The sequence below is a fragment of the Streptomyces sp. MNU76 genome (assembly GCF_020982545.1).
Lineage (GTDB): Bacteria > Actinomycetota > Actinomycetes > Streptomycetales > Streptomycetaceae > Streptomyces.
Window position 1 is genome coordinate 362,268 of sequence record NZ_JAJKLK010000019.1, and the last position, 13,388, is coordinate 375,655.

Genomic DNA, 13,388 nt, shown 5'->3' on the forward strand with positions numbered 1-13,388 from the left:
AGGGCACCCCTGGCTCGGTACGATTCGGGGACCACCTCCGAATATCCGGAGGTGGTCCCCTTCAGTCAGGAGAGACCGGTGTCCGACGTCCGTGTGATCATCCAACGCGATTCCGAGCGGGAAGAGCGCGTGGTGACGACGGGCACTACGGCCGCCGACCTCTTCGCCGGCGAGCGGACCGTCGTCGCGGCCCGCGTGGCCGGAGAGCTGAAGGACCTCGCGTACGAGGTGCGGGACGGCGAGACCGTCGAGAGCGTGGAGATCTCCTCCGAGGACGGTCTCAACATCCTGCGCCACTCCACCGCGCACGTCATGGCCCAGGCCGTGCAGGAACTCTTCCCCGAGGCGAAGCTGGGCATCGGGCCGCCGGTCAAGGACGGGTTCTACTACGACTTCGACGTGGAGAAGCCGTTCACGCCCGAGGATCTCAAGGCCATCGAGAAGAAGATGCAGGAGATCCAGAAGCGCGGTCAGCGCTTCTCCCGCCGTGTCGTCACCGACGAAGCCGCCCGCGAGGAACTGGCGAACGAGCCGTACAAGCTGGAGCTGATCGGCCTCAAGGGCTCCGCGTCCTCGGACGACGGCGCGGACGTCGAGGTCGGCGCCGGCGAGCTGACGATCTACGACAACCTGGACGCCAAGACCGGTGACCTGTGCTGGAAGGACCTCTGCCGCGGTCCCCACCTGCCCACCACCCGCAACATTCCGGCGTTCAAGCTGATGCGCAACGCCGCCGCGTACTGGCGCGGCAGCGAGAAGAACCCGATGCTCCAGCGCATCTACGGCACCGCCTGGCCCTCCAAGGAGGAGCTGAAGGCCCACCTCGACTTCCTCGCCGAGGCCGAGAAGCGCGACCACCGCAGGCTGGGCAACGAACTCGACCTGTTCTCCATCCCGGACGAGATCGGCTCCGGCCTCGCCGTCTTCCACCCCAAGGGCGGCATCATCCGCCGGGTGATGGAGGACTACTCGCGCCGTCGGCACGAGGAGGAGGGCTACGAGTTCGTCTACACCCCGCACGCCACGAAGGGGAAGCTCTTCGAGGTCTCGGGTCACCTGGACTGGTACGCCGACGGCATGTACCCGCCCATGCAGCTCGACGAGGGCGTGGACTACTACCTCAAGCCCATGAACTGCCCGATGCACAACCTGATCTTCGACGCGCGCGGCCGCTCCTACCGTGAACTGCCGCTGCGGCTCTTCGAGTTCGGGACCGTGTACCGGTACGAGAAGTCGGGCGTCGTGCACGGTCTGACCCGGGCCCGGGGCTTCACCCAGGACGACGCGCACATCTACTGCACCCGTGAGCAGATGGCCGACGAGCTCGACAAGACGCTCACCTTCGTCCTCAACCTGCTGCGCGACTACGGCCTCACGGACTTCTACCTGGAGCTGTCCACCAAGGACCCGGAGAAGTTCGTCGGCTCGGACGAGGCGTGGGAGGAGGCGACCGAGACGCTCCGCCAGGTCGCCGAGAAGCAGGGCCTCCCGCTCGTTCCGGACCCGGGCGGCGCCGCGTTCTACGGGCCGAAGATCTCCGTCCAGGCCAAGGATGCCATCGGCCGCACCTGGCAGATGTCCACGGTCCAGCTCGACTTCAACCTGCCCGAGCGCTTCGACCTGGAGTACACCGGCCCGGACGGCTCCAAGCAGCGTCCGGTCATGATCCACCGCGCGCTGTTCGGCTCGATCGAGCGGTTCTTCGCCGTGCTCCTGGAGCACTACGCGGGCGCGTTCCCGGCCTGGCTGGCGCCCGTGCAGGCGGTCGGCATCCCGATCGGCGACGCGCACGTGGAGTACCTGCAGAAGTTCGCCGCCGAGGCGAAGAGGAAGGGTCTGCGCGTCGACGTCGACGCCTCCTCCGACCGTATGCAGAAGAAGATCCGCAACGCCCAGAAGGCGAAGGTGCCCTTCATGGTCATCGCGGGCGACGAGGACATGGCGGCCGGTGCCGTCTCCTTCCGCTACCGCGACGGCTCCCAGGAGAACGGCATCCCCGTCGAGGAGGCCATCGCGAAGATCGCCAAGGTCGTGGAGGACCGCGTCCAGATCTGATGCGCACCCGCGCCCCGTCGTCGAGGGAGGCCCCCGGAGAGTTCAGCTCGCCGGGGGCCTCCCCTCGTCCTCCCGCGCGAACACCTGGATCAGCCATGACCCGAACGACCCCGTCACCGTGCCGAGCAGGGCGAGACCGCAGGCCATCAGGAACACGGCGATCGTCCGGCCCATCGGGGTCACGGGGGTGACGTCCCCGTACCCGACCGTGGCGAGCGTCGAGCAGGTCCACCACACGGAGTCCCCGAAGGTCAGGATCGTCGCGCCCGGTGCGTCGCGCTCCTGCTGGTAGACGGCGAGGGCGCCGGTGAAGCCGAGCAGGGTCACCGACAGGCCCGCGTAGACGGCCACGCGCGCTTGCAGGGGGAGCCGCGGCCGCTCGTGGCGACGTTGCAGGGCGTCGTGGAGCTGCACGACCCGCAGCGGCCGCAGCAGCGGCAGTACCAGCACGACGGTGTCCAGCCAGTGGACGCGTACGAACCTCGGTCCCAGCCCGCTCAGCCGCCACCGCACCCCGTAGTCGAGGACGAAGATCGCCCAGCACGCCATGGTCACCGCGAGACAGAGGTCGAGCCAGACCTGGGGAAGGCCGTTGTCGAGCACCCGTACCGCGTACGAGCCGAGGAAGAGGGCCGACGCTCCGGTGAGGACGCGTCCGGTGCGCTGCTCCCAGCGGAGCGCGCGGCTGTCGAGGTCCATCGCCTCAGCTTGGCCCGGGGCGCCCGGCGCCGTACCCGCCGACACGCCGCGAACGGGCGAAGCCATATGCTGCACTGCATGACGAGTGAGCCGGAGCAGCAGATCGGAGTGGGAACGCAGGACGCGTTCCAGCGCCTGTGGACGCCTCATCGGATGGCGTACATCCAGGGCGAGAACAAGCCGACCGGTCCTGGGGCCGACGACGGCTGTCCGTTCTGCTCGATCCCGGCCACATCGGACGAGGACGGCCTGGTCATCAGGCGCGGGGAGCACGTGTACGCGGTGCTCAACCTCTACCCGTACAACGGCGGCCACCTCATGGTCGTCCCCTACCGGCACGTCGCCGACTACACGGATCTCACCGGGCCGGAGACCGCCGAGCTGGGCGAGCTGACCAAGCAGTCCATGACCGCGTTGCGCAACGCCTCCGGCGCCCACGGCTTCAACATCGGCATGAATCAGGGCTCGGTCGCGGGGGCGGGTATCGCGGCCCACCTTCACCAGCACATCGTGCCGCGCTGGGGCGGGGACACCAACTTCATGCCCGTCGTCGGTCACACGAGGATCCTGCCGCAGCTGCTGGCCGACACGAGGAAGATGCTCGCGGAGGCGTGGCCGACGGTGTGACCGCCGGGTCCGGTTGTCGTTCGGGCGCGAGGGTGGTGGAGCTGCGGGCCTGAAGACGGCTGGGCTGCGGGATGAAAAGCACGGGGCGCAGCCCCTGCTTTCAGGGGCGCGGGGAACTGCGCGAAAGCCCCACCGGACCCGCACCCGAAATCGGCCCCACCCCCACGCACCCCCGTCGGCCAAGCCCAGCGCTCACGCGTCGTAGAGGTCCGCCTTCCGCGGCGTAGGATCCTGCACCGCCCCACTGAGGAACCCGGCCCGCGACCCGAACTTCTCGGTGTCCACGCCGTTCTCCTTGAGTACCTTGAGCGCCGCGTTGTGCACCACGCGGAGCACCGGCGTGGCCGCGCGCAGTGCGTCGTCGGCCATGAAGCGGTGCCGCCACGGCTGGTCGGCCCACGCGTGGCGCAGGCCGAACGGCTCGGGCAGTCCCATGGAGCCGCCGAGCCAGTTGAGCAGCGGCGGGTACCAGGTCAGAGGGGCGCGCGCGGCGAGCCGTACGACCTCGTCGGCGTCGACGAGCGGGAGCTTGATCTTGCGCGTCTCCCAGAAGCGCAGCGACTTCTGGACTTCCTTCTCCTTGGCCGCGGGGCCGGTCGTGAACAGGCCGTGCACCGGCCCCAGCGCGTGCCCGGTGACCTCGATGCGCAGCGTCTGGTGCAGCACGGTGACCGTCACCAGCATGGTGATGATCAACTGGCCGTCCCAGAGGGTCCACTGGACCCCCAGGTAGTGGCGGTTGCCGCTGCCGAAGTGCTGCTTGTTGCAGATCTCCTGTATGGCGTGCGTCTTGTACTGGTACGCGTCCACGTCGGTGCTGTCGGGCCGGGCCACGGCTCCGGCGCCCTCGCCGATGGGGCTCACGATCCAGTGCTTGATGGAAGGGGCCGTGAAACCACCGGTGTTGAGGGGGGTGCGCTCCAGCATGCGCAGCTGGTCGTGGATGGCGCGTATGACGTCCCAGCTGCGGAACGGGTGGATCTCCTTGCCCGCTTCGGCCGGCACGAGGTCCTCGGCGAGCTGCCAGCTGCCCCACCGGGTGCCCATGCCGAGGATGCCCTTGGGGCCGGCGTAGAAGACCAGGTTGGAGCGCTGCTCGGCGCTGAGCCGGGCCAGCTCCTTGCGCAGTTGCTCGGCCTTGGTCTCGCCGGGGCTGCCGGGCACGGCCTCGGGGATCTTGGCGCCGATGCCACCGCCCGCCAGCAGGCCGGACCAGCGCTCTCGCAGATCTTTCGCGGCGCGCTCGCAGACCTGCTTGGCCCAGAACCAGCCGACCACCGGCAGCGCCACGCACGCACGCGCGTACCAGGCCCAGAAGCCGTCGAAGGGCATCTTGAGCAGGAAAATCACGGCGAGGGCCCCGACCGCGACCAGCAGGGTGGTGCCGAGAGCGCCCGCCCGCTTGTCGTCACGCTTGGCGACCGTCGTACGGATCTGGAAGACCAGCAGCCACAGCAGGAGCCCGGGAAGGAAGAGCAGGCCGCACAGGACCATGATCGCGGAGAGCCGGTTGTCGCGCTCCCGGCGGATGTTGTTGGCCGCGAGGCAGTGCTCGACCACGACCTGCGGCTCCATGCCGAAGGACTGGATGAGCGGTTTGCGGCCCGCGCCGACCATCCGGTCCCGCACCGCGAGGGAGAAGGCCTCCCCGAGGTTCGGCCGGAAGATGGTCGCCCACTTGCGGCCCGGTTTGACCGTGGACTTGTGCCAGTCGTTGTTGGCCTTGAGGATCTCCGCGATCTCGTTGTCCCGGTAGGCCGCGGACGCCAGGGCGTACGTCGCCGCGGTCTGGCCCGCGGCGCCCGTCATCGGCACCTGTGCCCCGGGAGAGAAATCGAATTCGTCCGCCACCGCCGCCCCCATCGCCGCACACTCGCTCCTGCGGCTCTTCCCGACTTCCGTGCTCCGCACACCTGTTGATCAGGTCATAGCCTGATCTGGACCTGATCGAGCCATACTTGTCGATCAGGTGATCAGCGTATCCGCAGCCGCGGGCAACGCGCGGCGCAGGAACGGACATTCACGGAACCCACCGGTGGACGGCCGGGGCCGCCCACCGTGAGGTCACGGGTCTCTCCTGCACCTTCCGTCCGTTGATCCGAACTCGAACCCGTAGGTCAGTTCTCCTTCGTCCGTTCCCGGAGCTTGTCGGCGACATGGGACGGCATCGGCTCGTGCCGCGTGTACCGGCGGCCGAAGCGCGCGGTGCCGTGCGAGAGCGACCGCAGGTCGACGGCGTACCGGTCGATCTCGATCTCCGGCACCTCGGCCCGGACGAGGGTGCGCCCGCCGCCCGCCTGCTCGGTGCCGACGACCCGGCCGCGACGTCCGGACAGATCGCTCATCACCGGGCCGACGTAGGAGTCGCCGACCAGCACCGACACCTCGGCCACCGGCTCCAGCAGGTGGATCTTCGCGTCGGCGGCAGCCTCGCGCAGCGCCAGCGCGCCCGCCGTCTGGAACGCGGCGTCCGAGGAGTCCACCGAGTGCGCCTTGCCGTCGCGCAGCGTGATCCGTACGTCGATGAGCGGATAGCCCGCCGCGACGCCCTTCGCCGCCTGCGCCCGCACGCCCTTCTCCACGGACGGGATGAACTGCCGGGGCACCGCGCCGCCGACGACCTTGTCGACGAACTCGATACCGGAGCCGCCGGGCAGCGGCTCCACCTCGATCTCGCAGATCGCGTACTGCCCGTGACCGCCGGACTGCTTCACGTGCCGGCCCCGGCCCGCAGACCTGTCGGCGAACGTCTCCCGCAGGGGGACCCGGTGGGGTATCACGTCGACCTGGACGCCGTAGCGGCTGCGCAGCCGTTCCAGGGCCACGTCGGCGTGCGCCTCGCCCAGGCACCACAGGACCACCTGGTGCGTGTCCTGGTTCTGTTCGAGCCGCATCGTCGGGTCCTCGGCGACCAGCCGGGCGAGGCCCTGGGAGAGCTTGTCCTCGTCGGCCTTGCTGTGCGCCTGGATGGCGAGCGGCAGCAACGGGTCCGGCATCTCCCACGGCTCCATGAGCAGCGGGTCGTCCTTGGCGGACAGCGTGTCCCCGGTCTCCGCGCGGTTGAGTTTCGCCACGCACGCCAGGTCGCCCGCGATGCAGTGGGTGAGCGACCGCTGCTGCTTGCCGAACGGGGCGGACAGGGCACCGATCCGCTCGTCGACGTCGTGGTCCTCGTGTCCGCGGTCGGCCAGCCCGTGCCCGGAGACGTGCACCGTCGCGTCGGGGCGCAGCGTCCCGGAGAAGACCCGAACCAGGGAGATCCGGCCCACGTAGGGGTCGCTGGCGGTCTTCACGACCTCGGCGACCAGCGGCCCGTCCGGGTCGCAGGCCGACGTGATCTCGCGGGGGCGGCCCTCGGGGGTGGTGACCGTGGGCGTCTCGCGCTCCAGGGGGGTCGGGAAGCCGCCGGTGACCAGTTCGAGGAGTTCGACCGTGCCGAGGCCCTGCTTGGCGCCCTCGGCCGCGGGGGCGGCGGCCAGCACCGGGTGGAAGACCCCGCGCGCGACGGCCCGCTCCAGGTCGTCGACGAGCGTCTTGACGTCGATGGCCTCGCCGCCGAGGTAACGGTCCATGAGGGTCTCGTCCTCGCTCTCGGCGATGATCCCCTCGATCAGCCGGTTGCGGGCCTCCTCGATCGCCGGCAGCTGCTCGGGGCCCGGCTCGGACTCCTTGCGCTCGCCGGAGGAGTAGTCGAAGAGCTTCCGCGTCAGCAGCCCGGTCAGCCCGGTCACGGGCGCGTGCCCGTCGGGGCCCTGGGGGCCGTGCAACGGCACATAGAGCGGCAGGACGGCGTCGGGATCGTCCCCGCCGAACGTCTCCGCGCAGATCCTGGTCATCTCCTCGAAGTCCGCCCGCGCGGCCTCCAGGTGCGTGATCACGATCGCCCGCGGCATGCCCACCGCCGCGCACTCCTCCCACACCATGCGCGTCGAGCCGTCGACGCCGTCCGAGGCCGAGACGACGAAAAGGGCCGCGTCCGCCGCTCGCAGACCGGCCCTGAGTTCCCCGACGAAATCGGCGTATCCGGGAGTGTCCAACAGATTGATCTTGTACCCGCCCCATTCGACGGGGACCAGGGAGAGCTGCACCGAGCGTTGCTGCCGGTGTTCGATCTCGTCGTAGTCGGAGACGGTGCCGCCGTCCTCCACACGGCCCGCCCGGTTCACCGCTCCCGCCGTCAGCGCGAGAGCCTCCACCAGAGTCGTCTTGCCCGAACCGGAGTGGCCGACCAGCACCACATTCCGTACGGACGCGGGGTGGTCGGCCGCCGTAGCCCTGCCGGCGGCTCCGGGATGTGCGTTCGCCTTGTCGCCCATGATCCTGCCTCCCGTGCACGGTGAGGTCACTGTGGGCGCGGACATGCGGATCCGCGTGCGGTGCGGCTCCGATGACGCCCGCGGTGTCTTCGAGCTTTGCACTCGCGTCACGGTGCGTCCATACGAACGACGTGATCGCTCCTCGCGGCCCCGGTCACGCCCAGGGGACACGGCGGGCTGGTGCCCGACGGCCGCACACGCGCGCGCGTGGCTACGATGGGCCAGCCGGATGGCCAACAGGGGCCACGCGGCGACACCGACCCTCGGGAAGGCCATGCTGAACAAGTACGCGCGTGCATTCTTCACGCGTGTCCTCACACCGTTCGCCGCGTTTCTGATCCGCAGGGGCGTCAGCCCCGACACGGTCACCCTCATCGGCACCGCCGGAGTGATCGCGGGCGCGTTGGTCTTCTACCCCCGGGGCGAGTTCTTCTGGGGCACGGTCGTCATCACGCTGTTCGTGTTCTCGGACCTCGTCGACGGCAACATGGCCCGTCAGATGGGTCGCTCCAGCCGCTGGGGAGCCTTCCTCGACTCCACGCTCGACCGGGTCGCCGACGGCGCGATCTTCGGCGGTTTCGCCCTCTGGTACGCGGGCAAGGGCGACGACCTCGCCCTGTGCGCCGTCTCGATCTTCTGTCTGGCGAGCGGCCAGGTGGTGTCGTACACCAAGGCGCGCGGCGAGTCGATCGGCCTGCCGGTGGCCGTCAACGGGCTGGTGGAGCGCGCCGAGCGCCTGGTGATCTCGCTGGTCGCGGCCGGTCTCTCCGGCCTGCACGCGTTCGGGGTGCCCGGGATCGACGTCCTGCTGCCCATCGCCCTGTGGATCGTCGCCGTCGGCAGCCTCGTCACACTGATCCAGCGCGTGGTCACCGTCCGCCGCGAATCCGCCGAGGTCGAGGCGGCCGCCGAGGCGGAGGCCGCCTCGACCGCCCAGGACACCCCGGACACCGCACGCAACAGCGAGGCGACCCCGTGAGCGCTCTGCGGGAACGGCTCACCGACGGGCTGTACGGCCTGGGCTGGAGCACCGTCAAAAGGCTGCCCGAGCCCGCCGCCGTCCGCCTCGGCCGGACGATCGCCGACGCCACCTGGAAGCGACGCGGCCCCCTCGTACGTCGGCTGGAGGCCAACTACGCGCGCGTGGTCCCGGACGCGGGCCCGGAGCGCCTCGCCGAGCTGTCCCGCGCGGGCATGCGTTCGTACCTGCGCTACTGGATGGAGTCCTTCCGCCTCCCCGCCTGGAGCGAGGAGCGGATCAGGAGCGGCGTCACCGTCGCGGACCTCCACCACCTCACCGACGGCCTCGCGGCCGGGCGCGGTGTCGTGCTCGCGCTCCCGCACCTGGCCAACTGGGACCTCGCCGGGGCCTGGGTCACCACCGAGCTGAAGACCCCGTTCACCACCGTCGCCGAGCGGCTCAAGCCCGAGACGCTCTACGACCGTTTCGTCGCCTACCGCGAGGGCCTCGGCATGGAGGTGCTGCCGCACAGCGGCGGCTCCGCCTTCGGTACCCTCGCGCGGCGGCTGCGCGACGGCGGCCTGGTCTGTCTGGTCGCCGACCGTGACCTGTCCGCGTCCGGTGTCGAGGTCGACTTCTTCGGCGAGCCCACCCGGATGCCCGGCGGACCGGCCCTGCTCGCCCAGCAGACCGGCGCGCTGCTGCTGCCGGCGACGCTCTGGTACGACGACTCGCCCGTCATGCGGGGACGCGTGCACCCCCCGATCGAGGTACCCGGGACAGGTACCCGCGCCGAGAAGACGTCTGTCATGACACAGGCGCTGGCAGACGCCTTCGCCACCGGCATCGCCGACCACCCGGAGGACTGGCACATGCTCCAGCGCTTGTGGCTCGCGGACCTCGACCCCGCGAAGAGTCCGGGCGGGCCCACGCCGCCCGCACCGAGACCGGCCACGGATCCCGCTCCGAGTTCGGCCGCTGCTGCAGCGACGGATGCAGGGCGCGGTCCGCAGACGGGTGCCGCGCGTGATCCGCTGCCGGAGGCCGCGACGGATTCCGAGAAGGGGCGCCCGTGAAGATCGGGATCGTCTGCCCGTACTCCTGGGACGTGCCCGGGGGAGTCCAGTTCCACATCCGTGATCTGGCCGACCACCTCATCCGGCTCGGCCACGAGGTGTCGGTGCTCGCCCCGGCGGACGACGACACACCGCTGCCGCCGTACGTCGTCTCGGCGGGCCGCGCGGTCCCCGTGCCCTACAACGGCTCGGTCGCCCGCCTGAACTTCGGCTTCCTGTCGGCCGCCCGGGTACGGCGCTGGCTGCACGACGGCACCTTCGACGTGATCCACATCCACGAGCCGGCCTCCCCGTCGCTCGGCCTGCTGGCCTGCTGGGCCGCACAGGGCCCGATCGTGGCCACCTTCCACACCTCCAACCCGCGCTCCCGGGCCATGATCGCGGCCTACCCGATCCTCCAGCCCGCGCTGGAGAAGATCAGCGCGCGGATCGCGGTGAGCGAGTACGCCCGCCGCACCCTGGTCGAGCACCTGGGCGGCGACGCGGTCGTCATCCCGAACGGCGTCGACGTCGACTTCTTCGCCCGCGCCAAGCCCAACCCCGACTGGCAGGGCGACACGCTCGGCTTCGTCGGCCGCATCGACGAACCCCGCAAGGGGCTGCCGGTGCTGATGAAGGCCCTGCCGAAGATCTTCGCCGAGCGCCCCGGGGCCAGGCTGCTGGTCGCGGGACGGGGGGACGAGGAGCAGGCGGTGGAGAGCCTGCCCGCCGAGCTCCGCTCCCGCGTCGAGTTCCTCGGCATGGTCAGCGACGAGGACAAGGCCCGCTTCCTGCGCAGCGTCGACGTCTACGTCGCCCCCAACACCGGCGGCGAGAGCTTCGGCATCATCCTCGTCGAGGCCATGTCCGCCGGCGCCCCCGTCCTCGCCTCCGACCTCGACGCCTTCGCCCAGGTCCTCGACCAGGGCGGCGCGGGCGAGCTCTTCGCCAACGAGGACGCCGACGCCCTCGCGACAGCCGCCGTACGCCTGCTCGGCGACCCGGAGCGCCGAGCCGAACTCCGCGAACGGGGCAGCGCCCACGTCCGCCGGTTCGACTGGTCCACCGTCGGCGCCGACATCCTCGGCGTCTACGAGACCGTCACGGAGGGCGCGGCGTCGGTGGCGGCGGACGAACGGGTCGGACTGCGGGCGCGGTTGGGGCTGGGCCGGGAATGACTCCGGTGGGTGCGGGGGCCGTTCGCACGGTTCCCGCCCGTCCCGTGCGGGGCTGAGCTGGGGCGTGGTCGTGGTGGGCTCCGGTAGTAGCCTTGCCGCCCGTGACTTCGACACTCATCTGGATCGCTGTCGTCCTGTTCGCGATCGGCCTCTATCTGAGCTGGACCGCGGGACGCCTCGACCGGCTGCACGCGCGCATCGACGCCGCCCGGGCCGCGCTCGACGCGCAGCTGCTGCGCCGCGCGTCGGTCGCCCAGGAACTGGCCACCTCCGGGGTGCTGGACCCAGCCGCCTCGATCGTCCTCTACGAGGCGGCACACGCGGCCCGGCAGGCCGAGGAGGAGCAGCGCGAGGTCGCCGAGAGCGAGCTGAGCCAGGCGCTGCGGGCCGTGTTCGCGGACGCGCAGCAGGTGGAGGTGGTGCGCGAGGCGCCGGGTGGTGAGGACGCGGCGAACGAGCTGGCCCAGGCGGTGCGCCGGGTGCCGATGGCGCGGCGCTTCCACAACGACGCGGTGCGGGCGGCGCGGGCGTTGCGCCGGCATCGCAAGGTCCGCTGGTTCCGGCTCGCCGGACACGCGCCGTTCCCGATGGCGTTCGAGATGGACGACGAGCCGCCGGAGGCGTTGGCTTCGGGCGCCTAAGGGCTCGGGGGCGCGGGTTCGTGGGCGACCGCGGGCCCGGTGGGGCTTCTCGCGCAGTTCCCCGCGCCCCTGAAAAGCAGGGGCTGCGCCCCTTGCTTTTCGGCCCGAAAGGGCCGTAGGCCCTCAAGGGGCGCGGGGAACTGCGCGAGAAGCCCCACCGGTCCGCACCCGATCCCTCACCCTCACCTCACGAAAACGATCCACCGCCTCCCCATTGGCCCTTGCCGTGGCCCGCTCCCCTCACGTTTCCTCGGTGATTGCAGAAACCCCCTTCCCCGAGCGAGGTCAAACCCGTGTCCAGCACGCTCTCCAACTCCGCCGCCCAGACCCCCGAGACCGGCACCGCCCGCGTGAAGCGCGGCATGGCCGAGCAGCTCAAGGGCGGTGTGATCATGGACGTCGTCACCCCGGAGCAGGCCAAGATCGCCGAGGACGCGGGCGCGGTCGCGGTCATGGCCCTGGAGCGGGTCCCCGCCGACATCCGCAAGGACGGCGGCGTCGCCCGGATGTCCGACCCCGACATGATCGAGGGCATCATCGAGGCCGTCTCCATCCCGGTCATGGCCAAGTCCCGCATCGGCCACTTCGTCGAGGCCCAGGTCCTGCAGTCGCTCGGCGTCGACTACATCGACGAGTCCGAGGTCCTCACCCCGGCCGACGAGGTCAACCACTCCGACAAGTGGGCCTTCACCACCCCCTTCGTCTGCGGTGCCACCAACCTCGGTGAGGCCCTGCGCCGCATAGCCGAGGGCGCCGCCATGATCCGCTCCAAGGGCGAGGCCGGCACCGGCAACGTCGTCGAGGCCGTCCGTCACCTGCGCCAGATCAAGAACGAGATCGCCAAGCTGCGTGGCTTCGACAACAACGAGCTGTACGCCGCCGCCAAGGAGCTGCGCGCCCCGTACGAGCTGGTCAAGGAGGTCTCCGAGCTGGGCAAGCTGCCGGTGGTCCTCTTCTCCGCCGGTGGCGTCGCCACCCCGGCCGACGCCGCGCTGATGCGCCAGCTCGGCGCCGAGGGCGTCTTCGTCGGGTCCGGCATCTTCAAGTCCGGCGACCCGGCCAAGCGCGCCGCCGCCATCGTGAAGGCCACCACCTTCTACGACGACCCGAAGATCATCGCGGACGCCTCCCGCAACCTGGGCGAGGCCATGGTCGGCATCAACTGCGACACCCTCCCCGAGGCCGAGCGCTACGCGAACCGGGGCTGGTAAACACCCATGAGCGACACCCCGGTCATCGGCGTCCTGGCGCTCCAGGGCGACGTACGGGAGCACCTCGTCGCCCTGGCCGCGGCCGACGCCGTGGCCAGGCCGATCAGGCGCCCGGAGGAGCTCGCCGAGGTGGACGGCCTCGTCCTCCCCGGCGGCGAGTCCACCACGATCTCCAAGCTCGCCGTCCTCTTCGGCGTCATGGAACCGCTCCGCGTGCGCGTCCGCGCGGGCCTGCCCGTGTACGGCACCTGCGCCGGCCTGATCATGCTCGCGGACAAGATCCTCGACCCGCGCTCGGGCCAGGAGACCGTCGGCGGCATCGACATGATCGTGCGCCGCAACGCCTTCGGCCGCCAGAACGAGTCGTTCGAGGCGGCGGTCGACGTCAGGGGCGTCGAGGGCGATCCCGTGGAGGGCGTCTTCATCCGCGCCCCGTGGGTGGAGTCCGTGGGCGCGGAGACGGAGGTGCTGGCCGAGCACGACGGTCACATCGTCGCCGTACGCCAGGGCAACGCCCTCGCCACGTCCTTCCATCCGGAACTGACCGGCGACCACCGCCTGCACGCCCTCTTTGTCGACATGGTGCGCGCGAACCGGGCGACGGAGTCCTTGTAGGATCTCTGGGGTTCGTACGGAGTTGGGTAA

General features: G+C 70.7%; 11 protein-coding genes. 8 read left to right on the plus strand and 3 right to left on the minus strand.

From position 1 onward, the window contains the following. Positions 1-78: 78 nt before the first annotated feature. Positions 79-2,055, plus strand: coding sequence for a threonine--tRNA ligase (gene thrS / locus E4N62_RS28105; RefSeq protein ID WP_230219177.1), 1,977 nt, complete (start codon positions 79-81; stop codon positions 2,053-2,055). Between the two features lie 42 nt (positions 2,056-2,097). Here the strand turns inward: thrS and E4N62_RS28110 are convergent, their stop codons facing one another. Next, on the minus strand, positions 2,098-2,754 hold the full coding sequence (locus tag E4N62_RS28110; protein ID WP_230219179.1) for a potassium channel family protein: 657 nt from the start codon (positions 2,752-2,754) through the stop codon (positions 2,098-2,100). A 66-nt stretch (positions 2,755-2,820) separates the two neighbouring features. Between E4N62_RS28110 and E4N62_RS28115 the strand changes: the two genes are divergently transcribed. Beyond that, positions 2,821-3,381, plus strand: coding sequence for an HIT domain-containing protein (locus E4N62_RS28115; RefSeq protein ID WP_230219181.1), 561 nt, complete (start codon positions 2,821-2,823; stop codon positions 3,379-3,381). A gap of 192 nt (positions 3,382-3,573) precedes the next feature. Here the strand turns inward: E4N62_RS28115 and E4N62_RS28120 are convergent, their stop codons facing one another. Continuing rightward, positions 3,574-5,244 (minus strand): hypothetical protein, encoded by a 1,671-nt coding sequence (locus E4N62_RS28120; RefSeq protein WP_230219183.1) that lies wholly within the window; start codon positions 5,242-5,244, stop codon positions 3,574-3,576. Between the two features lie 254 nt (positions 5,245-5,498). Further along, positions 5,499-7,697 carry an elongation factor G-like protein EF-G2 gene (locus E4N62_RS28125; protein WP_230219186.1) on the minus strand — a complete coding sequence of 733 codons (2,199 nt, stop codon included), beginning with the start codon at positions 7,695-7,697 and terminating at the stop codon, positions 5,499-5,501. A 229-nt stretch (positions 7,698-7,926) separates the two neighbouring features. Between E4N62_RS28125 and pgsA the strand changes: the two genes are divergently transcribed. The 6 genes from pgsA (at position 7,927) to pdxT (ending at position 13,358) form a co-directional block, all read left to right on the plus strand. Then, positions 7,927-8,676: a phosphatidylinositol phosphate synthase gene (pgsA, locus tag E4N62_RS28130; protein ID WP_230219188.1), complete on the plus strand. Its 750-nt coding sequence runs from the start codon at positions 7,927-7,929 to the stop codon at positions 8,674-8,676. Further along, positions 8,673-9,734, plus strand: coding sequence for a phosphatidylinositol mannoside acyltransferase (locus tag E4N62_RS28135; RefSeq protein WP_230219190.1), 1,062 nt, complete (start codon positions 8,673-8,675; stop codon positions 9,732-9,734). Before pgsA ends, E4N62_RS28135 begins: the two co-directional genes overlap by 4 nt. After that, positions 9,731-10,891 carry a glycosyltransferase family 4 protein gene (locus E4N62_RS28140; RefSeq protein ID WP_230219191.1) on the plus strand — a complete coding sequence of 387 codons (1,161 nt, stop codon included), beginning with the start codon at positions 9,731-9,733 and terminating at the stop codon, positions 10,889-10,891. Before E4N62_RS28135 ends, E4N62_RS28140 begins: the two co-directional genes overlap by 4 nt. Positions 10,892-10,992: 101 nt before the next feature. Then, complete coding sequence (locus E4N62_RS28145) at positions 10,993-11,532, plus strand: hypothetical protein (protein WP_230219192.1); 540 nt, start codon at positions 10,993-10,995, stop codon at positions 11,530-11,532. Between the two features lie 293 nt (positions 11,533-11,825). Next, complete coding sequence (gene pdxS / locus E4N62_RS28150; protein WP_033532596.1) at positions 11,826-12,743, plus strand: pyridoxal 5'-phosphate synthase lyase subunit PdxS; 918 nt, start codon at positions 11,826-11,828, stop codon at positions 12,741-12,743. 6 nt (positions 12,744-12,749) lie between these two features. Continuing rightward, positions 12,750-13,358: a pyridoxal 5'-phosphate synthase glutaminase subunit PdxT gene (pdxT, locus tag E4N62_RS28155; protein WP_230219193.1), complete on the plus strand. Its 609-nt coding sequence runs from the start codon at positions 12,750-12,752 to the stop codon at positions 13,356-13,358. Positions 13,359-13,388: the final 30 nt, after the last annotated feature.